Annotated in this window: 23 protein-coding genes and 1 tRNA gene; 8 read left to right on the top strand and 16 right to left on the bottom strand. The window is 63.2% G+C overall.

Features of this window, described 5'->3' with window-relative positions; all coding sequences use genetic code 11:
- The first annotated feature begins 11 nt into the window (after positions 1 to 11).
- A complete protein-coding gene (locus tag JHL16_RS03305; protein WP_200183465.1) occupies positions 12 to 947 on the top strand; it encodes a hypothetical protein in 936 nt (311 codons plus the stop codon).
- Here the strand turns inward: JHL16_RS03305 and JHL16_RS03300 are convergent.
- Complete coding sequence (locus tag JHL16_RS03300) at positions 944 to 2,998, bottom strand: oxidoreductase (protein WP_200183464.1); 2,055 nt, start codon at positions 2,996 to 2,998, stop codon at positions 944 to 946. The two genes, JHL16_RS03305 and JHL16_RS03300, sit on opposite strands and share 4 nt — an antisense overlap.
- Positions 2,999 to 3,064: 66 nt before the next feature.
- Here JHL16_RS03300 and JHL16_RS03295 point away from each other — a divergent pair, with 66 nt between their 5' ends.
- The 5 genes from JHL16_RS03295 (at position 3,065) to JHL16_RS03275 (ending at position 8,863) form a co-directional block, all read left to right on the top strand.
- Positions 3,065 to 3,787 carry an NUDIX hydrolase gene (locus tag JHL16_RS03295; protein WP_210345936.1) on the top strand — a complete coding sequence of 241 codons (723 nt, stop codon included), beginning with the start codon at positions 3,065 to 3,067 and terminating at the stop codon, positions 3,785 to 3,787.
- 98 nt (positions 3,788 to 3,885) lie between these two features.
- Positions 3,886 to 4,869 (top strand): TAXI family TRAP transporter solute-binding subunit, encoded by a 984-nt coding sequence (locus JHL16_RS03290; protein WP_200183462.1) that lies wholly within the window; start codon positions 3,886 to 3,888, stop codon positions 4,867 to 4,869.
- A 10-nt stretch (positions 4,870 to 4,879) separates the two neighbouring features.
- A complete protein-coding gene (locus tag JHL16_RS03285) occupies positions 4,880 to 6,979 on the top strand; it encodes a TRAP transporter fused permease subunit (RefSeq protein WP_200183461.1) in 2,100 nt (699 codons plus the stop codon).
- 74 nt (positions 6,980 to 7,053) lie between these two features.
- Positions 7,054 to 7,866, top strand: a complete 813-nt coding sequence (dapF, locus tag JHL16_RS03280) for a diaminopimelate epimerase (RefSeq protein ID WP_200183460.1) — start codon at positions 7,054 to 7,056, stop codon at positions 7,864 to 7,866.
- Between the two features lie 76 nt (positions 7,867 to 7,942).
- Positions 7,943 to 8,863, top strand: a complete 921-nt coding sequence (locus JHL16_RS03275) for a PhzF family phenazine biosynthesis protein (protein ID WP_200183459.1) — start codon at positions 7,943 to 7,945, stop codon at positions 8,861 to 8,863.
- Positions 8,864 to 9,046: 183 nt separating this feature from the next.
- Here JHL16_RS03275 and JHL16_RS03270 read toward each other — a convergent pair whose 3' ends face one another.
- The 4 genes from JHL16_RS03270 to fmdA all read right to left on the bottom strand — a co-directional run bounded on the left by JHL16_RS03270 (position 9,047) and on the right by fmdA (position 11,546).
- Positions 9,047 to 9,289: a hypothetical protein gene (locus tag JHL16_RS03270; RefSeq protein ID WP_200183458.1), complete on the bottom strand. Its 243-nt coding sequence runs from the start codon at positions 9,287 to 9,289 to the stop codon at positions 9,047 to 9,049.
- A 135-nt stretch (positions 9,290 to 9,424) separates the two neighbouring features.
- Positions 9,425 to 9,721: an FmdB family zinc ribbon protein gene (locus JHL16_RS03265; RefSeq protein WP_200183457.1), complete on the bottom strand. Its 297-nt coding sequence runs from the start codon at positions 9,719 to 9,721 to the stop codon at positions 9,425 to 9,427.
- Between the two features lie 12 nt (positions 9,722 to 9,733).
- On the bottom strand, positions 9,734 to 10,243 hold the full coding sequence (locus JHL16_RS03260; RefSeq protein WP_137858263.1) for an AmiS/UreI family transporter: 510 nt from the start codon (positions 10,241 to 10,243) through the stop codon (positions 9,734 to 9,736).
- A gap of 76 nt (positions 10,244 to 10,319) precedes the next feature.
- Entirely contained in the window at positions 10,320 to 11,546 is a 1,227-nt protein-coding gene (fmdA, locus tag JHL16_RS03255; RefSeq protein ID WP_200183456.1) for a formamidase, read from the bottom strand.
- Positions 11,547 to 11,753: 207 nt separating this feature from the next.
- Between fmdA and JHL16_RS03250 the strand changes: the two genes are divergently transcribed.
- On the top strand, positions 11,754 to 12,509 hold the full coding sequence (locus tag JHL16_RS03250; protein ID WP_200183455.1) for a winged helix-turn-helix domain-containing protein: 756 nt from the start codon (positions 11,754 to 11,756) through the stop codon (positions 12,507 to 12,509).
- Here the strand turns inward: JHL16_RS03250 and JHL16_RS03245 are convergent.
- The 3 genes from JHL16_RS03245 to JHL16_RS03235 all read right to left on the bottom strand — a co-directional run bounded on the left by JHL16_RS03245 (position 12,470) and on the right by JHL16_RS03235 (position 17,039).
- The gene (locus tag JHL16_RS03245; protein ID WP_246770747.1) at positions 12,470 to 13,699 is read right to left on the bottom strand and encodes a response regulator; all 1,230 of its coding nucleotides are present in this window, start codon (positions 13,697 to 13,699) and stop codon (positions 12,470 to 12,472) included. The genes JHL16_RS03250 and JHL16_RS03245 overlap by 40 nt on opposite strands.
- 220 nt (positions 13,700 to 13,919) lie before the next feature.
- Positions 13,920 to 16,547, bottom strand: coding sequence for an ATP-binding protein (locus JHL16_RS03240; RefSeq protein WP_200183454.1), 2,628 nt, complete (start codon positions 16,545 to 16,547; stop codon positions 13,920 to 13,922).
- A gap of 255 nt (positions 16,548 to 16,802) precedes the next feature.
- Positions 16,803 to 17,039, bottom strand: a complete 237-nt coding sequence (locus tag JHL16_RS03235; RefSeq protein ID WP_200183453.1) for a hypothetical protein — start codon at positions 17,037 to 17,039, stop codon at positions 16,803 to 16,805.
- A gap of 331 nt (positions 17,040 to 17,370) precedes the next feature.
- Between JHL16_RS03235 and JHL16_RS03230 the strand changes: the two genes are divergently transcribed.
- Positions 17,371 to 18,942, top strand: a complete 1,572-nt coding sequence (locus tag JHL16_RS03230; RefSeq protein ID WP_200183452.1) for a 2-isopropylmalate synthase — start codon at positions 17,371 to 17,373, stop codon at positions 18,940 to 18,942.
- 388 nt (positions 18,943 to 19,330) lie between these two features.
- Here the strand turns inward: JHL16_RS03230 and JHL16_RS03225 are convergent, their stop codons facing one another.
- The 8 genes from JHL16_RS03225 to JHL16_RS03190 form a co-directional block, all read right to left on the bottom strand.
- Positions 19,331 to 19,615, bottom strand: a complete 285-nt coding sequence (locus JHL16_RS03225; RefSeq protein WP_200183451.1) for a GIY-YIG nuclease family protein — start codon at positions 19,613 to 19,615, stop codon at positions 19,331 to 19,333.
- Positions 19,616 to 19,744: 129 nt separating this feature from the next.
- Positions 19,745 to 21,958 (bottom strand): esterase-like activity of phytase family protein, encoded by a 2,214-nt coding sequence (locus JHL16_RS03220; protein ID WP_200183450.1) that lies wholly within the window; start codon positions 21,956 to 21,958, stop codon positions 19,745 to 19,747.
- Positions 21,959 to 22,050: 92 nt separating this feature from the next.
- Entirely contained in the window at positions 22,051 to 22,314 is a 264-nt protein-coding gene (locus tag JHL16_RS03215) for a hypothetical protein (RefSeq protein WP_200183449.1), read from the bottom strand.
- 132 nt (positions 22,315 to 22,446) lie between these two features.
- Positions 22,447 to 22,522, bottom strand: a tRNA-Lys gene (locus JHL16_RS03210).
- Between the two features lie 120 nt (positions 22,523 to 22,642).
- Positions 22,643 to 23,026 (bottom strand): VOC family protein, encoded by a 384-nt coding sequence (locus JHL16_RS03205; RefSeq protein ID WP_200183448.1) that lies wholly within the window; start codon positions 23,024 to 23,026, stop codon positions 22,643 to 22,645.
- A gap of 352 nt (positions 23,027 to 23,378) precedes the next feature.
- Positions 23,379 to 23,954 carry a hypothetical protein gene (locus JHL16_RS03200; RefSeq protein ID WP_200183447.1) on the bottom strand — a complete coding sequence of 192 codons (576 nt, stop codon included), beginning with the start codon at positions 23,952 to 23,954 and terminating at the stop codon, positions 23,379 to 23,381.
- Between the two features lie 29 nt (positions 23,955 to 23,983).
- Entirely contained in the window at positions 23,984 to 24,781 is a 798-nt protein-coding gene (locus JHL16_RS03195; protein ID WP_200183446.1) for an anti-sigma factor family protein, read from the bottom strand.
- Positions 24,771 to 25,352 (bottom strand): sigma-70 family RNA polymerase sigma factor, encoded by a 582-nt coding sequence (locus tag JHL16_RS03190; protein WP_200183445.1) that lies wholly within the window; start codon positions 25,350 to 25,352, stop codon positions 24,771 to 24,773. Before JHL16_RS03190 ends, JHL16_RS03195 begins: the two co-directional genes overlap by 11 nt.
- Positions 25,353 to 25,494 lie beyond the last annotated feature (142 nt).

Here is a 25,494-nt window from a genome sequence, read left to right as displayed (position 1 = left end):
AAGCGTAGAACATGCTCAAACACCTGGCGCTCGTTCACCAGCCCGATCTGTTTTCCGTCAGCGACTACACCGCCATCGCTGACGAGATCAGAAACCGATGCGAAGATGTCAAAGTCTTCATCTATCCGGACGTTTCAGGGATCAGGCCGCGCGAGGACATCGCGGCCAATCCGCTCATGACGTTCTGCCCCTCCATGCTGCAGCACTTCAAGGCGCCGCGCGGAAAAGTGTTCTGCGGTCAATCCATCGGCAAAGACGAGCAGATGCGCCTCTTGACCAAGGGCGGCGTACGCGTTCCGCGCTGGGTCTATTCGCGCCCCAATCTCCGCCTGTCCGAGTATGATTGGGGACCTTATGTCATCGTCAAGCCGGTCAGGTTTGGATATGCCTCGAAGGGACGCGGCGTGGAGCTGGCGCACACGGCAAGCTACAAACATGTCTCGCCTGCCATCATGAGCCTGCAAGGCAAGACGGCATCAAACACGATCGTTCAGCAGTTCGTCGACAACGGTGATTATGCAGAGGACTACCGCGTCGTCACCCTGTTCGGCAGCGTGCTTTATGCCCTCCGACGAAAATCCTTGATCAAGATCCAACGGCCGGACAGCACCGTCCCAAGGACGACCGAAGGCGTCGTCTCCAACGCGGCAACCGGCGGCGCCCGAGAGCTCGCTTATTGTTACGACAAAGAGATCCTGGCCTTCGCCGGCACCTGCTATCGCGCCATTCCGCAAGTGCCCTTCCAGGCCTGCGATATCAGCCGCGATGCCAAGAGCGGAAGATTGTATTGCTTCGAGATCAATCCCGGCGGGCATACTTGGAATTTCTCCTCGCCGCGCGCGCAGGCCGTTCCGACGATCGATGGCGTTCGGCGCGAGGATCAGCTCGGCGCCTGGCGCATCGCCGCGGAGGCCCTCATCGAGAAGACACGTCTCTTCGCGAGCTAACTGCCCGCCAGCGTGAGCAGCTCGCGGCGGAAGGGTGTTTCCATCATGTCGCGCGGGCTGGTGTCGAACTCCTCGGCGAAGCGCCTGCCGGCATAGACGGCGTGGGCAATCGCCGCCGGCGCCCAGGCATCGCCGATCGCCGTCACCTTTGCGCCACGCTCCTTCAGCTCGCGATAGAGCGCATCATCGCCCTTGCGCGAGGTGACGAGCACGACCGATCCGGCCGCGTGCCGGCGCTCCTTGCCGGTATAGATGCAGGAAGTGACGAGGCCCTGCGCCGTCACCTCCGACAGGGCCTCGGCGGTGACGACCGTCACGCCGAGCTCGAGGAGGCGGGCCTGGATGAGCTTCTGCTCCATGGTGTTGACCGTGTAGGCGGCGGCGACCGCGGCGGGGGTGACATAGGTCACCTTGATGCCGTCCTTCACCAGAAGCTCGCAAAGCACGCTCGCCATGTAATAGTGATCGTCATCGAAAACGATTGCCTCCCTGGACTTGGGACGAACTCCCGACATGACGTCATCGGGCGTCAGGACATCGGCGGCGGCATCGACGGCAAGCGGCAGATATTGATGATGGCCGGCGCCGTCGCGCCGCCACAGAGCGCCGGTGGCACAGACGATGTGATCGGCGCCGAATTCGAGCGCCGTGTCGGCGGTGACATCGCTTTCGAGATAGAGGTTCACATTCGTCATCTTGCCGATCTGCAGGAGGCGCCAGTCGCGCACGCGGCCCCAGGCGGCAAGGCCGGGCAGGCGGCATTCGCGCGCCACGCGGCCGCCGGCCTCGCGCGCCTTGTCCGCAATCGTTACCTGATAGCCGCGCTGGCCGAGCGCACGCCCGGCTTCGAGGCCTGCCGGACCTGCACCGATGATCAGGATCTGCGCCTCGCGCGCCTTGGCGCGGATGTGCTCGGGATGCCAGCCTTTGCGCCATTCCTCGCCCATCGACGGGTTCTGGGTGCAGCGCAGCGGCGTCTTGGTGTAATCGCCGGTGACGCAGATATTGCAGCCGATGCATTCGCGGATGTCGTCGAGGCGGCCTTCCTCGATCTTCTTCGGCAGATAGGGATCGGCGATCGACGGCCTGGCGGCGCCGATCATGTCCATGATGCCCTGGCGGATGACGCGCACCATCGCATCGGGCGAGGTGTAGCGGCCGACGCCGACGACCGGCTTCGAGGTGAGTTTCTTGACGCCCTTGATATAGGGCTCCTGGAAGCCTTCCTCGGAGAAGCGCGAGGTCTGCGAATCCTTGGGCCAGGCGGACAGCGACAGATCCCAGAGATCGGGAAGCTCCGCCATCATGGCGATGGCGTCCTCGACCTCGGCGGGCTCAAGGCCGTCGCTCCCTAAGAACTCGCTCATCGCGATACGCACCGGGACGGCGCAGGTATCCCCGACCGCGTCCTTGGTGTCCTCGATCACCTCGCGCAGCAGGCGGGCGCGGTTTTCGAGCGAGCCGCCATATTCGTCAGCGCGGTCATTGGTGGCGCGTGACAGGAACTGCTGGAAGATGCCAAGGCCATGGCCGGCATAGACATAGATCAGATCGTAGCCCGCCTTCCTGCCGCGCAAGGCGGCGGCGCGATGGGTGCGGCGCAGGTCCTTGATGTCCTGCTTGTCCATCGCGCGGGCATGGACGGGATCGAAATGATAGGTCGAGGTGTTCATCGCCATCGGCGCGATCGGCGTCTCGCGCGAATAGAGATTGGCGGCCGTGTAGCCCGAATGACAGAGCTCGAGGCCGGCGAGGGATTGGTGCTCGTGAATCTTGTCGGCGATACGGGCCAGGGTAGGGATGTCCTGGTCATCCCAATTGCGCAATTCGACATAGGGCGCCACGTCGCTGGCCGCATGGAGCTCGACCATTTCGGTGCACACCACGCCCCAGCCGCCTTCCGCCTTCATGCCGCGCATGGCTGCGAGGCCAGAGACGTCGCGATAGCCCATGCCGTTACAATGCGGCACCTGATAGAAGCGGTTGCGCGCGGTGACGGGGCCGATGCGGATGGGCTCGAAGAGGATGTCGTAACGAGAATCGCGGGTCATGGATGTCCTGCGGATAGGGAAACCACTGTGTACCAATCGCGGACCAATTGCGCCAGTGGAGGGGCTATGCCAAGACTTGCCGCCATGAGTCTCACGCCTGTCGCCATCACCGCGCTCGATCTTCGTCTTCATTCCGGATCATGGTCCTTCGCGGAGGCCGAGAAGCTCCGCATCACCGAACATTGGCGCAAGCTCGCCGACGCCAATCCGCGTATCTGGAACGGCGATGTGCTGATCTGCGCTGGGGCCAAGGTCGCCGATACGGTGCTCACCGGCCGCTTCATCAAGACCGACTATGCGAGCTTCGTCGCCTGGCGCGACTGGGGCTGGCCCGACAAGAGCGTCAGCAACGTTTTCGGCTCGGCCATCGTTCACACGGCCGACAATGCCTTGCTCTATGGCCGCATGGCGTCCCACACGCTCAATGCCGGCAAGATCTATCCGCCCGGCGGCTCGCTCGAAATGAAGGATGTCTCCGTTGATGGCCGCGTCGATGTCATGGGCTCGCTTATCCGTGAACTAGCCGAAGAGACCGGACTGAAAGCCGCCGACGCGGAGAGGGCTGAGCTTCTGGCGGTGTTCGACGGGCCGCGCCTGTCGGTGGCGCAAGTGTTCCGCTTCGCGCAGCCGGCCGACATGCTGGCGGAAGCGGTGAGGCATTATCTGCGCAGTGGCCATGAGGACGAGCTCAGCGATATCGAGATCGTCAGAGCGAGTTCACAATTTGATTCAACAATGCCGGCCTATGCTGTTGCAATCGCACGTTATTTGACCGCCGATCGAGCTTAAGGAATACCCTTGCGAAAGTAGGATTGCGCTTGACGGGCCGGGCCTGGGAGAACACTCTCAGCGACCTTATGAAAATCAATATCCGGGGAGGAACCACCATGAGCCAGTTTTCACGCCGCGACTTGTTTGCCCTGATGGGCGGCGCCGCTTTGGTGCCGATGCTGGGCAGCGCACCGAGCCAGGCGGCGACGCGTTACATCGTGATCGGCACGGGCGGCACCGGCGGCGTGTTCTATCCGTATGGTGGCGGTCTCGCCAAACTGCTCTCGGAAAAACTGCCCGAGATGCAGGCGACGGCGGAAGTGACGGGCGGTTCGGTCGACAATGTGAAACTGCTCGCCAAGGGCGATGCCGAAATCGGCTTCTCGACGGTCGATTCCGCCTTCGATGGCTTCAAGGGCACGGACGCCTATCAGGATGTCGGGCCGCAAAAGGTCGCCACACTCGCCGTTCTCTATCCGAGCGTCTTCCACACCGTCGCCTCGAAATCGAGCGGCATCAAGACCATCGCCGACATCAAGGGCAAACGCGCCTCGGTCGGCTCTTCCGGCTCATCGACCGAATCCATCGCCGACCGGGTGATGGCGGCGGCGGGGCTCGACCCGATGAAGGACGTCACGCGCGACAATCTCGGCGTCGCCGAGTCGGTCGGCGCCTTGAAGGATGGCAAGATCGACGTGTTCTTCTGGATCGGCGGCGTGCCGACGCCGGCGGTCAAGGACCTCGCCTCGACCAATGCCGCCGACATCACCTTCATCAATACCGGCGATCTCGCCGGCGGCCTTGCCGAGAAATATCCGGGCGTCTATCTGCCCTCGTCGCTCAAGAAGGGTGTCTACGAGGGACTTGCAGAGGACCTGCCGGTGCTCGGCGTCGACAATGTGCTGCTTGTGCCGGAGGCGCTCGATGGCGCGCTGGTCAAGGAAATCCTGGCGGCGATCTTCGATAATCTCGCCGAAGTGGCGCAGATCCATCCGGTGGCCAAGCGGCTGACGCTCGAAGCCGCGGCCGCCAAGTCGGCGGTTCCGCATCATCCGGCGGCGGTCGAATTCTACAAGAGCCGTGGTGTGACGGCCGGCTGAGGCGCGGCTGGTGGCGCAGACGGAGCTCGACCAGGACAAGCTCGACCAGCTGGCGATCGACAGTGAGTCCGGGCGGACGCGCCGGCTTGTCGGTTGGGAGGCCTGGCTTGCCGCCGGCCTCTGCGCCGGGCTGTCGCTCTATGCGCTCTATTGGACGCAGTTCGCGATCAACACCTCGATCTATCGCGCCACTTTCGTCGGGCTGGTGCTGGCCGCGGCCTTCCTCATCTATCCCTTGTTCCCGAAGGGCGAGGGCCGCCATGTCCGCATCATCGACTGGCTGCTGATCGCGCTCGCCTTCGCCTCGATCTATTATCTCACGACGCATCTCGAGGCGACGAAGATGCGCGCCACGTCGCCGCTCGATATCGAGGTCTGGCTCGGCGGCATATTGATCCTCCTGGTGCTCGAGGCGACAAGGCGCGCAACGGGGTGGGCCTTGCCGCTGATTGCCGCCGCCTTCCTCCTCTATGCTTATTTCGGGCGCTACATGCCCGAGCCCTTTAATCATCGCGGCTTCTCGATCGCGCGTATCGTGGGGCAGAACTATCTCACCCTCGAAGGCCTGTTCTCGACGCCGACCGATGTGGCGGCGACCTTCATCATCATCTTCTCGCTCTATGGCGCGGTGCTCGACCGCGGCGGCGCCGGCAAATTTTTCATCGACTGGGCCTTCGCGCTGTTCGGCAAGAGACCAGCCCCGGCTGCCCCCGGCCGCGCCGTGGTGGCGTCGGGCTTCCTGCTCGGCACCGTCTCGGGCTCGGGCGTGGCGACCACCGTGACGCTCGCCTCGCTGTCCTGGCCGATGCTGAAACGCTCGGGCTACAATCCGGCCACCGCCGGCGGGCTCACCGCCGCTGCCGGCATCGGCGCCACGCTGTCGCCGCCGACACTGGGGGCGGCCGCTTTCATCATCGCCGAATATCTCGACATCAGCTATCTCGACGTGCTGGTGATGGCGACCATTCCGACCGTGCTCTACTATCTCTGCTGCTGGCTGATGGTGGAGGCCGATGCGCGCCGCCTCCATGTGAAGCCGGTCAAGACCAGCGACCAGTCGCTGTGGAAGCTCACCACCAGCCAAGGCTATCACTTCCTGTCGCTCGCGGCGATCGCGGTGCTGCTGATCTATGGCCTCAGCGCCTTCATGGCGGTGTTCTGGTCGATCGTGATCGCGGTGATCCTGAGCCTGATCCGGCGCGAGCAAAGGCTCCTCACTCTGCCGGGCGCGGCGGCCGCGCTCGTGCTGACGATCATCCTCTATTTCAGCGGCGAGCGCCTGTCGGTCGCGGCCTTTCTCGGCCTGATCGCCGGCGGCCTCGTCAGCATCGCGCTTCATTATTGGGACAAACATCAGGGCAGGGCGCCGGATGCGGCGACGGAGAGATTGATCGCCGCGCTGGTCGAAGGCGGCAAGGGCTGCGTCGGCATCGCCGCCACCTGCGCCACCGCCGGCATCATCGTATCGATCATCAATCTCACGGGGCTCGGCCTCAGATTGTCGGGACAGATCGTCGAGCTGGGCGGCGGCAGTCTGGCGGTGACCATCCTGCTCGCCGCCTTCGCGATGTGGATCCTCGGCACCGCGATCCCGGTCACCGCGTCCTATATCATCGCCGCCGTCATCCTCGTCCCGGCGCTCGTCTCGCTCGATGTGCCGGCGCCGGCCGCGCATATGTTCATGTTCTATTACGCGGTGCTGGCGGATGTGTCGCCGCCGACCGCGCTGGCGCCTTTCGCCGCCTCCGCCATCTGCGGCGGCTCACCCTTCAAAACCATGATGCAGGCGTGGAAATACACGCTGCCGGCCTTCGTCGTGCCGGTGATGTTCTGCCTGTCGCCCGACGGCATGGGCCTCCTGCTGTCGGGCAGCATCACGCAGATTGTCATGATCACGCTGACCTCGAGCTTGGCCTTGGCCGGCTTCTGCATCGGCGCCGCAGGCTGGATCACCGGCCCGGCGAGCAGCGTCGAGCGACTCGCGGCCGTGCTCGGCGGTGTCGCGATGATGGTGCCCGATTATCGCTGGCAGCTGCTGGGGGCGCTTCTCATCGCAAGTGTCGCGGTCGTGCATGTCTGGCGGTACCGTCGCCTCGAAGCCGCCCGATAGGATGCATCGATACAAAACGTCAGGATGCAATATGCGTCTTGATGCGGCGGAGCTCGACCGCTAGCAGACGGTTCATGGTTCTGCACTTCCAGAAGATGCATGCGCATGGCGACGATTTCGTCATCGTCGACAGGCGCGGTGAGACCGGTCCGCTGGCGAGCGAATTGGTTCGTCGCCTGGGTGACCGAAACCGCGGCATCGGCTTCAATCAGCTTGCCGTCATGCTCGATTGCGACGACGCGGCCGCGCGATTGGTGTTCTGGAATCCGGATGGCACCGCGCTCGATGCCTGCGGCAGCGCTACAAGGGGCGTCGCGGACATGCTGATGAACGAAGCCGGTATATCGTCGATCGTGCTGAGAACCAATCGCGGCTTGCTGACCTGCCGGCGCGGGGCAGGCCGGGCGGTTTCCGTCGATATGGGAAAGCCGCTTCTCGATTGGCGGGATATTCCACTCGCACGCGAACTCGACACAAATATGTTGCCTCTCGCGGGAGGCCCGACGGCCTGCAGCATGGGCAATCCGCATTGCACCTTCTTCGTCGATGATCTGGCGGCGATCGATGTCGCGGCCGTCGGACCGGCGATCGAAGCCGATCCGCTTTTCCCGCGCCGGACGAATGTGCATTTCGTCCAGGTGATTGACCGTGGCCATATCCGCTTGCGCATCTGGGAGCGCGGCGGCGGGATACCCCTCGGATCGGGCTCCTGTTCCTGCGGCGCCGTTGTCGGCGGTATCAGGCGTGGACTGCTGGACCATGCTGTCGAGGTCGAATGCGACGGCGGAACCGTAGAAGTGCACTGGGACGGGATCGGCGGGGTCGTCCTGACCGGCGCCGTCGAGCCGGTCTATTCCGGCACCGTCGCGGCGCATATGCTCGATTAAGATTGCCTCCATACAATTCGTCAGGGTGCAATACTCCACTTGCGGTCAAATGCCCGGCGGATTACCAATCACCGCCATGGAACTCAAATTCAACACCCTCGATGTCTTCACCAACAAGCGCTTCGGCGGCAATCCGCTGGCGGTCGTCCACGATGCCGATCATCTGACGACGGAGCAAATGCAGACGATCACCCGCGAGTTCAATCTCTCGGAGACGATCTTCGTGATGAAGCCCGCCGATCCCAACAACACCGCCAAGGTGCGCATCTTCTTCCCGGGTGGCGAGATGCCCTTCGCCGGCCATCCGACGCTCGGCTGCGCCATCCTGCTCGCCGAGATGAAGAACAAGCCCGGCTGCTCCTTCGAGACCGAGATCCGGCTCGAGGAGGTTGCGGGCCTCGTGCCGGTCAAGGTGACGCGTATAGGCGACGTGCCGCATGGCATGTTCAAGGCGCCGGTGGTGCCGGTGAAAGTTGACGACGGTCCGGACAAAGCCGCCATTGCGGCGGCACTCGGACTGTCGGCGGATGAGATCGGCTTTGCGGGTCATGCGCCGATCCTCCTGCAGGGAGGACCGACCTTCTTCTTCGTGCCGGTCGTATCGCGCAGTGTCCTGGAAAAATCCCGCGTCTGCGAGCCGGCCTGGAGCGCGCTCATGGGCATCCTCGGAAAACACGAGGCCTATGTCGATGCGGCCTATGTCTATACGCGCGGCGGCGACGGCAAGGATGCCTCTTTCCGTTCGCGCATGTATGCGCCGGGCGGCGGCATTCCGGAAGATCCGGCGACCGGCTCGGCGACGGCGCTGCTCGCCCGGCAGCTTCTCATCGCGGACAAGCTTAAGGACGGCAAGCATCGCTTCGTGATCGAGCAAGGCTATGAGATGAAGCGGCCGAGCGATCTCGTGCTCGAAGCGGATGTGGCGAAGGGCGATCTAACCGAAGTGCGCGTTGGCGGCCAGGCGGTGCGCGTCTCCGCCGGTGTCATCACGGTCTAGAAAAGAACAGCGGATTTCCGAAAATTCCGCTGTAATTTGCAGGGGAATTTACAGCGGAACAACAGCGGATCTGCAGGGAACAACAGGGAATTTTCTGATTTTTCTCATTCGACCTCTCCGGCACACGCTCACGAGCCTGGTATTTCCCGGCTCCGCCCATCATTGCAAGAGCGCCGCAGACCGTCAGTCTATATTCAGCACCGCCTTGGCTTCGGCGGAAACGTCGATGCTCTCCTGGTCATTGCCGGCGGCGCAGAGCTGGGCGGCCTGCTTGGCCATGTCCTGAACCTGGGCGCGCTCGTCATCGGAGATCTGGGCCGAGCCCAGCGCCGCCTGGACCTGCTTGACTTCATCGTCGCAGGGTTTGGCGAAAGCCGGCACCGCAGTGGCCGCCAGCAAAGCGAGGGCGAGAAGGAAGAGCTTCATGGCGGACGATCCCCTGACCGGTTGTTATCTGGCGAAACTGGCTGAGAAGTGTGACGGAACTTTGCCGGTTCCATAGCCAAATCAAAAGGCCCGGGCAATGCCCGGGCCAAGGGTGCGGCGATGACCTTTAGCCTGCTAGTGGCCGATCATCCAACGCCGCATCGGGGAGGATTTCTTGGACCCGCCGCACATCTTGCAGCCGCAATTGGCGAGATGGGCGCGTTTGACGCGTTTGGGCTCGCTGGTGCTGCTCTCCGAGCGGGTGAGTGCCTTGCGCAACGTGCCGTTCATCAGGCTCAGATGCGGGGCGGCGACATCGCGGGTGCTTGGCCGGTTGCAATCGGGACAGGCGCAGGGGCTGTCCGCATGCGCCATGGGCGACCAGGCATCGAAGGGGCCACAGGTGGAACAGACATAATTATAGAGCGGCATGGCGTACTCCCGTTACAGCTTGCCTTCGATGATCAGGACGGCGGGCAGCCAGCCGGTGAGCAGGCCGGCCGCCAGCGTTGCGGCTCCCGTCAGCTTGAGGATCGGCATCTTCAAGGTGAGCAGCAGGAAATAGAGGAACCATACCACCGCCCAGCCGACCCAGTTCCAGCCCATCCACATATCGATGCCCGTCGAGGCCGTGGTGAGGGTGGAGAAGGCGACCGGCACGACAGTGATGACGACGAACAGGCTGAACCAGCCGAGGCCGCGGCCATCGACCGTGGCGAGGCGGTTATGGGCGACCCAGAAATAGGTGACGGTGAAGAGCAGTGTCAGCGCCGCGGCGCGGATCGAGCCCGGATCGGCGAGGCCGAAGGCCAGATAGAGCGAGACGCAGAAGGTCACGATGCCGGAGGCGACGTTGACAACGACGATCTCGCGATCGCCGATATGGCCGAGAAGCCAGAGACCGTTGAGGGTGAGAACGGCCCCGACATAAAGCAGGGACAGGCCGAGCAGCATGGCGGTATCTCCCGAAAGCGTTGATGGTGAGAGCCGGGATGCGCAAGCACCCCGGCATTGCTTCCATAGAGAACCGTCAGGTCGTCTTGGCGACGCTGACGCCCGAGACTTCGCGTTTCGGTCCGGTGGCGGTCGGATTGATGTCGAAGTCGAAGATCGCCGTCGGGATGGCGAGGGTGGCGCAGACATTGGGGATGTCGACGATGCCGCTGATGCGGCCCTCGACCGGCGCGGTGCCCAAGATCATATAGGCCTGCTCGCCGGTATAGCCGAACTTTTTGAGGTACTCGATCGCGTTGAGACAGGCGCGCCGGTAGGCGACATGGGCGTCGAGATAATATTGCTCGCCTGTATGCTCATCGACCGAGATGCCTTCGAAGATCAGATAGTCGTCGAAATGCGGATCGATCGGGCTCGGCTTGAAGATCGGGTTGATGATGCCGTATTTCGCCATGCCGCCCTTGATCAGGCTGACGCCGATATCGATCCAGCCGGCCATTTCGATGGCGCCGCAGAAAGTGATCTCGCCATCGCCCTGCGACCAGTGGATGTCGCCCATCGAGAGACCGCCGCCCTTCACATAGACAGGGAAATAGACCTTCGAGCCGCGCGACAGATTCTTGATGTCGCAATTGCCGCCATGTTCGCGCGGCGGCACGGTGCGCCAGGCTTCCTTGGCGGCGGCCGCGGCTGCTCCACCTTTCATCTGGCCCATCAGCGCCGTATCGGCGAAGGGCGGGGCGGCGAGCGGCGGGACGCGGTTGGGATCGGTGGCGATCAGCGCCGCCTCGCGTTTGTTGGCTTCGGCCAGCAATTTGTGATCGGGCAGGCAGCCGATCAGACCGGGGTGAATGATGCCCGGGTAACGCACGCCTGGAATATGGCGCGAGGTGGTGTAGATGCCGTGGAAGTCCCAGCAGGATTTGCGTGCCTCGGGGAAATGCTCGGTGAGGAAGCCGCCGCCATTCTCCTTGGCGAAGATGCCGTTGAAGCCCCATTCGGAATTGGGCAGCGCGCCGATATCGAGAATGTCGACGACCATGAGATCGCCCGGCTCGGCACCCTCGACGCCGAAGGGGCCGCTCAGATAATGCACCTTGGTGAGATTGACGTCGCGCACGTCATTGGCGCTGTCATTGTTGCCGATCTGCCCGCCGGTCCAGTCGTAGCATTCGACGCGGAACGTATCGCCGGGCTTGAAGGTCTCGACCATCGGAATGTCGGGATGCCAGCGATTGTGAGTCTTGATCGCCTGGTCTTCCGGCGCCTTGTTGAGATCGATCTTGAACACGGTCTTCGGCATGGGTTCCTCCTTTGAGTGCATTCTTGTCGTGCCACCGTCACCGGCCGATCCGATGCGGCATGGAAGCGGACGCTAGGGGCTCCGCGTAACCGGTTTGAATCCGGGGAGGGGCGGTTCTGTAATTTTTTGTAAATGACGGGTCACATGGACGTCAGCGGGTGCGCTCGAAGCTCGACCTCAGGCCTGTTTTGCGTCTATGCTCAACCCATGCAGCCGGGCGCCCTCAAATCCCGCATTCTGGTGGTCGACGACGATCGGCGTGTCTGCGGCTTTCTTGGCAAGTTTCTCGGCAGCGAAGGTTATGCCGTCACCGCCGTGCATGACGGGCGGGCGATGCGCCGCGCGCTCGCCAATGGCGCGGTCGATCTCGTCATTCTCGATCTGAGCTTTCCCTCGGGCGAGGATGGCATGACACTGGCGCGCGGTATGCGCAGTCAATATGACCTGCCGCTGATCGTGCTGTCGGGGAAGGCCGCGACCATCGACAAGGTCGTATGCCTGGAGCTCGGCGCCGACGATTATGTGACCAAGCCTTTCGAGCCGCGTGAATTGCTGGCGCGCATCCGCACGGTTCTGCGCCGCTTCGTGCGCAGCAGCGGCAACGAGACGGATGAGACCGAGACGACCATGCGTTTCGCCGGCTGGCTGCTCGATGCGGCACGCTACAAGCTCAAGGCGCCTGACGGCCGCGAGGTGCGCCTGACCAGCCAGGAATTCCATATATTGGAGGCGCTGGTGCGCCGGCGCGGCCGCGTGCTGTCACGCGAGCAGATACTCGATATCGTCGCCAATCGCGACTGGACGCCTTATGACCGCAGCATCGATGTGCTGATCGGCAAGATCAGGCGCAAGCTCGAAGACGATGTGCGCTCGACGCAATTCATCAAGACGGTGCGGGGCTTGGGCTACATGTTCGCGCCGCCTCAGGAAGGCGACGGCTTCGCGGTAAGAGCCGGGAAGTAGAGATTGATGCGGGTGCCGTGGCCTTGTGTGCTGGTGAGGCCGATCCGCCCGCCGGCCTGGCGCACGAAACCATCGACCATGGTGAGGCCGAGGCCGCTGCCATAGCCGGGCGGCTTGGTGGTGAAAAACGGCTCGAGCGCGCGGCGTGCAATGGCGGGCGGCATACCCTGGCCGGTATCGATCACCGACAGCAGCACATAGGGACCGGGCCGCAAGCCGGAGGCGACACGGGCGTCCTCCGGTGCGATTACCAGATTGGCCGCCTCAAAGCGCAAGGTGCCGCCTTCCGGCATGGCGTCGCGGGCATTGAGCGCCAGATTGAGGAGGCCGCTTTCGAGCTGGCCGCGGTCGATCTCGATCGCATGGAGCGATGACGGCAGGGCCAGATCGATGGTGACGCTCTCGCCTAGCGTGCGGCTGAGGACGCGGGCGAAGGCCGGCAGCACCTCGGTGAGGTCGGTCGGCAGACTCTGGCTGATCGGCAGGCGGCCCAAAGCCAGCAGCCTTTCCGTCATTTCCGAGCCGGCGCGCGCCGCATCGAGGGCGTCGTCGATCATCTCGCGCAAGCTCGGGTCGTCGGTCCGCTCGCGCATCCAGTTCAGATTGCCATAGAGGACGGCGAGCACATTGTTGAAGTCATGCGCCACGCCGCTGGTGAGCTGCCCGATCGCTTCCATGCGCTGGATCTGGCGCAGCCGGTCCTCGGCGCGACGGCGCTCCTCGACCAGGCGGATGCGCTCGAAGCAGCGCTCCAGCGTGGCGAGGAGGTCCTCGGTGTAGAAGGGTTTCGACAGATAGTCATAGGCGCCGGCCTTCATCGCCTCGATGGCGGTGTCGATCGAGGCATAGGCGGTGATCATCACGGTGACGAGATCGGGCGCGCTCTGATACAGGCTGCGGATGAGATCGATGCCGCTGCCGAGATCGAGCCTGAGATCGATGAGAGCGACGGCGACACGATGCTCGCGCAGATGCGCCTCGGCGATCTCGGCATTGCGGGCAAGGGCGGCTTCATAGCCTTCCATCTGCAAGAGACCGACGAGGCTTTCGGCGAAGTCGGGATCGTCGTCGACCACCAGCACGCTGCGCGGCGTGGGGCCTGAGCCCGGGGCGCCGGCGTCGTCGAGGATGAAGTCGACCGGTATGTCGCTCGCGGGGCCGGTCATGGGCGGGGTAACCGCATGAAACATCTCCTCCTTCCTCCGCGCAGCGGGGGAAGGTGGCGCGCAGCGCCGGAAGGGGGTGACCCCGCGTGGGCGGTGAGCCTCCACATCTGATGGCCTCTATGCTGAGCCATTCTCGTGCGGCTATCCGTGACTTCGTCGGTTGCACCACACCCCATCCGGCGCTGCGCGCCACCTTCCCCGCGCTTCGCGCAGGGAAGGAGCAGGATGTGCGATAGCCCTGCGGTCATGGGCGTATCGGCAGGCGCAGAGCGACGCGTGTCCCTTCGCCGGGTGCGGTGGTGACCCGGACCTCGCCGCCATGATCCTCGATAATGCGCTTGACCAGCGGCATGCCGAGGCCGACGCCGAAGGCCTTGGTGCTGTAGAGCGGCTCGAAGATCTTGGCCGCGACGTCGGGTGCCATGCCGGGGCCGTTATCGGCGATGGTTAGGGCGATAAAATCGGCGTCGCGGGCGGTGGCGATGGTGACGCGGCGATCCGGCTTCTGAGGCTCGCTTTCGAGCGCCTGGACGGCATTGTGCAGCACATTGTCGAAAGCCTGGCGCAGGCGCTGGCCGTCGGCGGGGAGGACGGCGCCGGTCTTGAGATCGAGCGTGATGTCGATGCCGGCCGATCCGGGCTGGTCGGCGACCTGCTGCTCGACCCAGCGGTCGATCATCACCGGCGCCAGCACCGGCTTCTTGCGGCGTGAATATTCCAGCAGATCCTCGATGATATGGACGCAGCGCCAGACATTGCGCCTTATGCGCTGCATCTCCTCCTGGACAGGCCCGCCTTGCGCCGGCAATGCGCGGTTCAGGATATCAAGCGAGGTGACGAGGGTGCCGAGCGGGTTGCGCAATTCATGGCTCACCGTCGCGGTGATCTGGCCGATGGCCGCGAGGCGCTCATTGCGGGCGAGCTCGGCCTGCGTCTCGCGCAGGCGCTCGAGCGAGGCGACGAGGTCACGTTCGGCCAATTCGCGGCTTTCATGCGACAGCACGATCCACCAGGCGCCGATACAGAGCAAAGGCAGCAAGGCCAGGAAGATGCGCAGCAGCAGCGTGTCATTGTCGAGGCGCAGCATCTCGGCGCCCGGGTCGACCAGGCGATAGGTGATGAGGAGCACGGCGCCGGTGACGACAGCGAGCGCCATCAGCACGCCCGAGACCTTCAGCAGGCGCTGCGCCATGCGGGGCGCGATCTTGGCGGTGAAGGAGCGGCCGAGATAACGCGAGCGCGAGGTCTCGAGCTCGGTAGTCGAGAATTTGCAGGCGTCGTGGCAATGGGCATCGAGGCTGCAGCAGAGCGAGCAGATCGGCCGCGCATAGAAAGTGCAATAGGCCATGTCGGGCCGCTCATAGTCGTGGTCGCAGATCTCGCAGCGGATGAGCGTGCCGGAAGTCGGGGAGGGGGCCACCGGCTCGCGGGCGAGATAATAGCGGCCCTTGGTGGCGATGCCGATCAAAACGGCAGCGGCGAGCGATAGGACGAAGGATAGGGGTGCCGCATAGGCCTGGACCAGCGGTCCCAGGCCGCCGGTGAAGCAGATCATGCCGGCGAGCGAGGCGAAGGCCATGGCGCCGCAGCCGACCGGATTGAAATCATGCAGATGGGCGCGCTTGAACTCGACGAAAGGCGGGCTGATGCCCAAGGGCTTGAGAATGACCAGATCGGCGAAGATGGCGCCGATCCAGGCGGTGGCGATGATCGAATAGACGGCCAGCACCAGATCCAGCGTCTCGAAGATGCCGAGCAGCATCAGAAGCAGCGAGATGAGGATGTTGAAGACCAGCCAGACGACGCGGCCGGGATGATAGTGGGTCACGCGGGCGAAGAAGTTCGACCAGGCGAGCGAGCCCGCATAGGCATTGGTCACATTGATCTTGACCTGCGACACGATCACGAAGATGGCCGCCGCCGCGAGGACGAGGCGCGGATCGTCGATCATATAGCCATAGGCCTTGATATACATATGGATCGGCTCGAGCGCCGTCGTGTGGGAAAGGCCGGAAGACACCGCCAGCACCGCGAGCAGGCTGCCGCACAGGATCTTGAAACCGCCGATGATGATCCAGCCGGGGCCGGCGGCGATGACGGCGCTCCACCAGGCGAAGCCGCTGACCTTGTCGCGGTCGGGCAGGAAACGGAGGTAGTCGACCTGCTCGCCGATCTGGATGGTGAGCGAGCAGAGCACGCCGATGGCGAGGCCGAAGGAAATGACGTCGAAGCCGCCGCCGCCGGCTGAGTTGCCGCGATAGGCGGTCCATTGCTGGAGGACTTCCGGCTGGGCGAAAGCGATCCACAAAAACGGTGCCAGCATCATGATGATCCAGATCGGCAGGGTGATCATCTGCAGCCGGCTGATCATGGTGATGCCCATGAAGGTGATGGGGATGATGACGAGGGAGGAGATGACATAACCGATGACGATCGGGATGTCGGCATAGAGCTTCAGCGCCTGGGCCATGATGACCCCTTCGAGGGCGAAGAAGATGAAAGTGAAGGTGGCGTAGATCAGCGAAGTGATGGTCGAGCCGATGTAACCGAAGCCGGCGCCCCGCGTGAGCAGGTCCATGTCGATATTGTAGCGGCTGGAATAATAGGCGACCGGCAGATTGGTCAGGAAGACGAACAGGCAGACAACCAGGATGGCCGGGAAGGCGTTGGCGAAGCCGTAATTGAGGGTGATGGCGCCGCCGATGGCTTCGAGCGCCAGGAAGGAAATGCCGCCGATGGCGGTGTTGGCAATGACGAAGGGCGTCCAGCGGCGAAAGGAACGCGCGGCGTAACGCAGCGAATAGTCTTCGAGCGTTTCATTGGCGATCCACGACTGGTAGGAGCGCAAAGCCGGAAGCTGCGGCGTGTCCATGTTTCTCCCCCGACGTCCCGTCTCTCGCGGACAGGTTGGGGAAGCTTAGTTCATTGGAAGGTTAGGGGCCAGCGCTGCCTCCGACTTCCCTTCTCCCGTTGCGCAGCAATGGGAGAAGGTGCCCGATAGGGCGGATGAGGACTCTTTCTGAAATACTGTGAGGCCTCTGACAAAGAGCCCTCACCCGGCCTTCGGCCACCCTCTCCCATCCTGCGGACGGGAGAGGGGGATAGTTTTAGAGGTCAGCGGATCGCGTTACTGCCCGAGCAGCTTCAACGCGGCATTGAGATCGGCTTCGGAGGCCGCATGGTCGCCGGCTTCGTGGGCAGCCTTGCCCTTGGTGTAGAGGGCCATGACCTCGGCTTTCTTGGCGTCGTCGAGCTGGGTCGTCTTCATCGCCTCGTCGATCTTGTTCATCAGGGTCGGGCACTGGTTGGCCAAAGCCGGGGTCGCCAGAGCCAGGAAAGATGCAAAAATCAGGGCTTTTTTCATGGGATCCTCCATGCCCGGCCGATCCGGGCCTACTCTCCCAAAGAATGCGACGCCGGGCGGCGGGAGGCTATTCCCAGATCTGGCCATGTAGGAGGTTGCGGATGGCTTGGCCTTGCGCTATCAACAGCCCCGACATGGCTTATGCATCGACCCAGACCCTTGCCCCGACCGGCTGCCTTTGCGCCGGATTGGCCGGTCTCGGCCTGCTTCTTAGATGCCCCTGAACATCGGCAGCCCTCTCACGGGCGGGTCTTCAGGGGATGTCAGCTTCCAAACCAGATCTTAAGACCGCCAGCCGGATATTATCCGGCGCCATGACAGGACAATACCGATGAGTTCCGACCAAGTCGTGATTTTCGACACCACCTTGCGCGACGGCGAGCAGTCGCCCGGCGCCACCATGACCCATGACGAGAAGCTCGAGGTCGCCGAGCTCCTCGACGAGATGGGGGTGGACATCATCGAGGCGGGCTTCCCGATCGCGTCCGAAGGCGACTTCGAGGCGGTGACCGCCATCGCCAAGCGTACCCAGAATTCGGTGATCGCCGGCCTCGCCCGCGCCATCAACAAGGACATCGACCGCTGCGGCGAGGCGGTGAAACATGCACGGCGCCCGCGCATCCACACTTTCGTCTCGACATCACCGATCCATCTGGCACACCAGATGAAGAAGACGCAGGAAGAGGTGCTGGACATCATCTCGTCCACCGTCGCGCGCGCCCGCAATCTCGTAGACAATGTCGAATGGTCGGCGATGGATGCGACGCGCACGCCGATCGACTATCTCTGCCGCTGTGTCGAGACCGCCATCAAGGCCGGCGCCACGACGATCAACCTGCCGGACACGGTGGGCTATGCGACGCCGGACGAATATCAGAAGATGTTCGAGGACATCCGCGCGCGTGTGCCCAATGCCGACAAGGCGGTGTTTTCCGTTCATTGCCACAATGATCTCGGCCTCGCGGTGGCTAATTCGCTCGCCGGTCTCCATGGCGGGGCGCGCCAGATCGAATGCACCATCAACGGCATCGGCGAGCGCGCCGGCAATGCGGCGCTCGAAGAAGTGGTGATGGCGATCAAGACGCGCGGCGATGTTTTGCCCTACCGCACCAACATCGAAAGCGCGATGCTCAACCGCGTGTCGAAGCTCGTCGCGGCGGTGACGTCCTTCCCGGTGCAATACAACAAGGCGATCGTCGGGCGGAATGCGTTTGCGCATGAATCGGGCATCCATCAGGACGGCATGCTCAAGAACACCCAGACCTATGAGATCATGACACCGGCCTCGGTCGGCGTGACCAAGACCTCTTTGGTGATGGGCAAACATTCCGGCCGCCATGCCTTCAAGGAGAAGCTCAAGGAGTTGGGCTACGAATTGGGCGACAACCAGCTCGAGGACGCCTTCGCGCGCTTCAAGGCGCTGGCCGACCGCAAGAAGCATGTCTATGACGAGGATATCGAGGCGCTGGTCGATGACGAGATCGCGCAGCAGCATGAGCGCATCAAGGTTCTGTCGCTGACGGTGATCGCCGGCACGATGGGGCCGCAGACGGCGACGCTGACCCTCGATATCGACGGGCATCACGTGACCCATCAGGCGACCGGCAACGGCCCGGTCGATGCGATCTTCAACGCCATCAAGGCGCTGGTGCCGCATGAGGTGAAGCTCGCTCTGTATCAGGTGCATGCGGTGACCGAAGGCACTGACGCGCAGGCGGAAGTTTCGATCCGGCTCGAGGACGAGGCGACGGGCAAGCAGGTGACTGCCAAGGGCTCTGACCCCGACACGCTGGTGGCGTCGGCGAAGGCCTATGTGTCGGCGCTCAACAAGCTCAAGATCAAGCAGGCCAAGGGCCAGCTCGAAGGCGTCGATCTCCAGCGCGATGCGCGCCGGGGGCCGTGAGGGTTTTCGTACGCATTCCGATAATCGTGATGGCCGGGCTTATCCCGGCCATTTCGGTTTCTAGGTCGCTGTGTAGGCTTCCCCAGTTCGTCATGGCCGGACTTAGCCCGACCATTTTGTTTCCTAGATCGCGACACAGCCTTTCCCATCCCGTCATGGCCGGGCTTGACCCGGCCATCCAGCTTCTCCCGCCACGCAACTGCTAGACGGATGGGCTGGATGGCGGCCTCGAGGGCGGCCATGACGAATTAGGATACGACTGAGGCCTTTCGCCGTCCCGTCATGGCGGGCTTGACTCGGCCATCCAGCCTCACCGTCATGCAACTGTTTGGCGGATGGGCTGGATGGCCGCCTCAGGGGCGGCCATGACGGACTGGGATATACGTGCTCAGAAGCTCAGATAGAGGTCCTCCCATTCGGGATTCATCTTTTCGATGAGATCGAGCTTCCACTTGCGTGGCCACCGCTTCAGCGATGTCTCGCGCTGGATGGCATCGGCGACCGAGGGATATGTCTCATACCAGACGAGCATTTTCAGGCCGTATTTGCGCGTGAAAACACCGCCGCGCCCTTCTTTGTGCTCGAAGACGCGGCCGGACAGATTGCTCGTGACGCCGATATAGATCGTGCCATTGCGCTTGTTGGCCATCATGTAGACGTGGCCTTCTCTCATGCGCCTATGTTCGGCACGGCTGGATGGCCGGGTCAAGCCCGGCCATGACGAATTGCGAAGTACGTGGCTGCGGAGAAACTGGATGGCCGGGTCGAGCCCGGCCATGACGAGTTGTGAATGTGCCGCCCGTTACATCGGCAGGTTCAGTTTGCCGAGGCCGATGAACTGCGTCTCGCCGGAATGGTCGTCGACGCCGTCATTGTCGGTGATGAAATAAGCATCGCCCGCCGCGTCGACGGCGAAGCTCTCCACCTTGTCGAGGACATAGCCTTTGGGCGCCGCGAGATCGGGCAGGAGGTCGCGCAGGTCCTTCTTGGCGACGACCGGCAGCGCGCCGCCGAGCGGGGCAGGGGTGACGCCGTCGAGCGACACGAAGGTGAGCTTCTTGATCTTGGCATCCTTGCCGACCTGGTTGTCGCGCTCGATGAGCACCAGGCCGCCCGGCACGGCGGTGATCTCGGAGAGGCCGACCCAGCCCTTTTCCGCCTTGTCGAGCGGATAGTGGACGGCGCCCCAGCTCTTGTCCGCCGGCTTGTAAGCGAGGAGCTTGGTCAAACCCTTGGGGTCGTCCTTCCATTCGCGCTGCACCGCGAGCCAGATCGTCTCGTCGGCGCCGGAGCCGGTGACGGTCACCCCTTCGAAGCCGAAACGGGTCGCCTGCTGGGCCAGCGCCTCAGGGATGGCGATCTCTTCCAGGATGGCGCCCTTGGCGTCGGTCTTGACCAGCATCGACTGGGTCTTGTCCTTCTCACGCTCCGGATTGCCCTCGGAAGCGAGCCAGAAACCGCCGTCGGATGACAAAGCGATGCCTTCGAGGTCGAGCAGCTTGGCCGGCTCGCCGCCTTTGGTGACGGTGAGGGCACGAGTGATCAGCGCCGGCTTCTGCGTCGCATCAATGGTGAGGATGCGGCCCTGCTTGAAGGCGCTGTCGGTGACGGCATAAAGCTTGCCCGGTTCCTTGGCGTCGGCATTGGTCCCTGAGATCGCCGCCCATGGCAGCGGCAGGCCATCGGAGTCATCAGCGGAGACGAGGGTCGGGTAGTTGGCGTCGCCTTCGCCCCGCTCATAGATGGTGACGATCGAGCCGATCAGCCCGTCCTCGCGCAGATCCGTTTCGGACGCGGTGACGAAAAGCTTGCGGTCAGGCACGGCGAGCAGGCCTTCGGGACCGATGCCGCCCGGCAGCGCCTGCAGCCAGGTCGGCGCCTTGCCGGCACCTTCATCCTTGTAGACACCGACGATCGAGCCGCGCTCGGAGCCGATGAAGATCAGGCGGTCATTGCCGAAGGTCGCGACCTCCGCACCTTCCGGCTCGACGCCCTTCTTGTTGCGCTTCTCCGGATAGTGGCCGAGGCGCACCAGCTGATATTCGAAGGAGGCGCCGCTTTCGAAATCGACGGCGCCGTCCTTCTTGAAGATGGTGAAGCCGCGGCTGCCGCCGTCGAGATCGCCTTCATTGGCGGTGACGAAACGTTCATCGTCGATCCAATGCACCGCATCGGGCTCGCGCGGCACGGCGTCCTTCTTGGCCGATAGCGAGATGATGCCGTCCTTCTCGGTGTCGATGTTCTTCAGATCGACAGTGCCGGCGCTGAAATTGGCGATGACTTTGCCGGTGGCGAGATCGGCGATGACGAGGTGGTTGTTCTCCTGAAGGCTCAGCACCACTTCGTTCTTGCTGTTGATGTCGACGAATTCCGGCTCGGGGTCTTCCGGCGCGATCTTGGCGAGGCCGGAGACGTCGATGACCTTCTTGGTGGCGCAGTCGACCGAACCGTCTTCCTTGACGGCGAAGCTCACGAGCGTACCGCCGGGAAGCTGGGGGATCTTGCCGTCATTCACTTCCTCGTCGCGCTCATTCTCGATGGCGATGGCGAGGAACTTGCCGTCGGCGCTCTTGGCGAGCGAGTCGGGCTGGCCGCCGACGTCGCAGGTCGCCGCGACTTCCTTCTTGGCGAGATCGACGATGGCGAGATGGCCCGAGGGTTCGGCCTTGGATTTGGAAGTGACGACACCGACCAGCGCATAGTTGCCGAGGGCGACATTCGACGTCGGCTCGCCGCCGAGCGCCACCGTGCCGGCGGGCTTCGGCGCCTTGGGATCGGTGATGTCGATGAGGCCGATGCGCTCGCCGGGGCTGTCGGTATAAACGAGCGTCTTGCCGTCGGGCGTCGCGGTGATGATCTCGGCGACGGTGGATTTCGCCGGATCGGCACCGGCGGGCAGATTGTCGACGACATGGAAAGTGGCGATGCGGTTGAAGACCTCGGCGGCATTGGAAGTAAGCGCCGTGCCGGTCAGCAAGGCCGCTGCTAGTGTGGTTTTGATGATCGGTCGAAGCATGGTGGTCCCCTCGCGTGATGTGCCGGTGGAATCGTTCGAGGGAAACTTAAAGGCGGGGCGGATGACGATCAGATGACGGTTGGGGACAGTTGTCAGGAGTTGCGCTTTTCGCCGATACGGCTCCACAGGCGGCGGCCGCCATAAAGGGCGATGACGGCCAGGAACAGGACGGCGAGGCCGTTCATGGCCGGCCCCCTAGGCTCGATCAGGGCCAGGGCTGCGAAGCTTAGAACGTAGAGAATCGATAATAGGAGGAGCGGAGTCAGAAAGCTCTGCAAGGGCACCGGCATCAAGCCTTGGCCGAGAGCATAAAGGGTGACGAAAACTATGGCGACCAGAAGCAGAAGTACGCTCATGGGGCGACCGTCCAAAGCCTGTTCACCCCCTAATATAGGGTGGCTTCCAAAGCTTTAGGATGGCATCACCGCTCGCGGCACGCCTATTATTTGGGATTAAAAGGGGAAAGTCCCTTAACTCTCTGATTTCCTTGGTGGGCGCAGTAGGACTCGAACCTACGACCCGCTGATTAAGAGTCAGCTGCTCTACCACCTGAGCTATGCGCCCGACCATCAAGGAAGTACCGGAGGGGCCAGAAGACCGTCTCGCGGGCTGCTGTCTAGCAAAGCGATTCCCGGGTGTCCAGCCAAATACTGGCCTAAGCTGTAGATGAGTTTAGGTTTTTAATCAGGGCTGGCCGGCGTCCGCCTGGTCGATCATCGCCTCGATGTTGTAGCCATCGGGATCGAGAACGAAGCAGGCGTAATAATCGGGCGTATATTGGGGCCTGGGGCCGGGCGCGCCATTGTCCTGGGCGCCGGCGGCCAAAGCGGCTTCGTAGAATTCCCGGACCAGTTCCTTGCTCTTCACCCGGAAGGCGACATGGACGCGGGTGAGGGGACCCTTGTCCTCCACCTGCATGATCTCGAACAGCCCGTCGCCGATATCGAAGGCCCAGAAGCGGCCTTCGTCGCCGAAGGCGATGCGGTAGCCGAGCGGCGCGAAGGCCTGTTCGTAAAACCGCTTGCTTTTCGTTACGTCGCTGACGGCGAATGTCACATGATCGATCATGCGGGGCTTCTAGAGAATTTTACATGATGCATCAATCGGAATATAGTGGCTGGCGAGCAACATGTGGGCTTTACCTGGATGGGTCACGCACCATGTTTGGTCTTTTCAAATCAGACCCCTATACGGATTCGGAGCTGGGTACGTTCACGCACGCGGGTGGCAAATGGCGAGGCTTGGTCACTTTGCCTGGCATAGGTCCAACGCCCGTTGCCTTGTCCGGCGGCCGAAAGCAGCCGGATGCGAGTACCTTGACTCTCGCGCGGCTGTTGCCGGCGCAATATGGCTTTCTCATTCCCGACATTCAGAAGGGGCTCTTCGAGCACTATAAGCCTTATCTCTCGCGGATTTCTGATTAGCCGGCACGTCGGCCAAAGACAAACTTGCTCGACATTGAAACCGCGTTCACCAGGAAAACCTGGAGCGCAATCCAAAACAGTCCCGAATATAATAGGACGGGCTCGGATGACGTAAATCTCTGAAAGGGGGTTGGCCAGACAAGGACGAAAAGTAGGAATAGGAGACAGAAGACCAGCGCCAGCAATGGTTTGGGCGAATTCTGAAATGTGCGATCAGGAGATTGGCCGGATCGTGCCAGCGCCGCAACAAGTATTGGCAGCAGGATCGCGGTGGAAATCAACCAGAGCAGGGCAGCGACAAGGCTGAATACGACAAACTTGCCGGCGAAGGACGGGTTCAAGCTGGAGAGCGCCGCTTGGTCGGACGCAAGTTTTGGCCACCACGCCGTTGCTGCCTCAGATATCTCGCGCAGGAAGTCCTGTTCAAACCACGATCTGGGAAGCAGCACGAACAAGCCGACCAAGGCTATCTGCGCAGTTCCAATTCCCCAGATCAGCCACTTATATGCCCAGACGGCCAACGAACCATCGGACGTGTCCACGAAATACCCGATTCGCGTTTTGGCAGCCATGCGCGCCCTTTCCCTGCGAAGCCACATTGTTACAGAAGCTCGGGCAATTGTCCCAGCTCTGTCTCATCGAGATCGGAAATCGCCCAGAAGCGCATGCCGGCTTTGCGCCAGGAGATGAGATTGTAGCCGTCGATCTTGGCCCGCTGAGGCGCCGTCTCGGGGCCTTCCGCGGGCCAGATGAACAGGCTGATGCGGTGCAGGCGGCGCAGATAGACCAAGGCGGCGACGCGGCGGCCGTCGACATAATCGAGCCGGCCGCCTTCGAGCTTGAAGCCGTCGGCGGCGAGATCCTTGACCACCGGCGTGTAGTCGAGCCGGCCGGCGAACCACGGCTTGACCGTGTGGGTGTCGAGCGATGCCACCTGGACGCTGTTGTCCTGCAGGAGCGAGCGGACATGAGCGGCCAGAACGTCATGTGCCTGGTCCGGCCCCGGGCCGGCATTCTGCCCGACCCACCAGAGGGTCGCGGCGACGGAGAGGAGGCAGGCGGCGAGGACAGCCGCGGCCTGGCGTCCATAGGCCCGCCAATAGGGCTCCAGGCGGTCCAGGAGCTGGGCCGCGCGTCGCCCAGGTGTCACAGGGCGCGCGGGGCCCGCGGCCATCTCCGCCGCTTCGTAATCGAGCCTGAGGCGCAGGCGGTCGGCGAGGGCCGGGGACGGCGTCGCCCGGGCTCGGCGCAACTGGCCGCGCAAAGCAAGGAGCTCGCTTTGATAACGCCGGCAATCGGCGCAGTCCGAGGCCTGGCGGGTCACGGCATCACGCTCGGGCGCCGGAAGCTCGCCGTCGAGCAGCAAGGCGATGCGCGCGCGGTCATGGTCACAGCGCATTGCGGGTCTCCTTGGCGATGAGCTCGGTGAGCTCTTCCTTCAACTGGTCGCGGGCGCGGGCGAGGCGCGACATGACGGTGCCGATCGGGGCCTCGGTGATGCGGGCGATGTCGCGATAGCTCAGCTCCTCCATCTCGCGCAGGATGATGGTCTCGCGAAAGGCGGGCGGCAGCCGGTCGAGGGCGCGATGCACCAAGGCCTGGTCGGCGCGGCCGAGCAGCATGTCCTCCGCCGAAGGCGCGTCGCTGGCGATCTCGAAGACCGGCCCCGCTTCGTCGCGGTCGGCATTGGGCAGCACACTGTCGAGCGGGATGACATTGGTCCGGCGCTTACGGACCGAAAGCCAGCGATAGGCGACGTTGCGCACGATGGTGAGAAGCCAGGGCTTGATGTCGTCGCCGGTCACCGTGGCGAAAGCCCGGAAGGCGCGCAGATAGGCGTCCTGCACCACGTCCTCGGCATCGGCGCGCTCGCGCACCAGCCAGAAGGCGAGATTGTAGGCGGCATCCATATGGGCCAGCGCCTGACGCTCGAAATCGCGCAAGGCGGCGGTGCCGGGATCCATGCTCATGACCTCTATGAGACTCCGCCAAGGTCCGGTCTATTCCCCGCGGCGGAGAAAAATATTCGTGAACGGCCGAAGAGCGATCGTAGGAATAGGTGAGCCGGCGGCGGAGTCTCGGAAGGGCAGCACCACGCATCCCTATCCGGAG

The organism is Taklimakanibacter albus (genome assembly GCF_016595235.1).
Taxonomy (GTDB): Bacteria; Pseudomonadota; Alphaproteobacteria; order Rhizobiales; family Aestuariivirgaceae; genus Taklimakanibacter; species Taklimakanibacter albus.
Note: the sequence above shows the minus strand (reverse complement) of the source record. Positions and strands in the feature narration are given on the sequence as shown.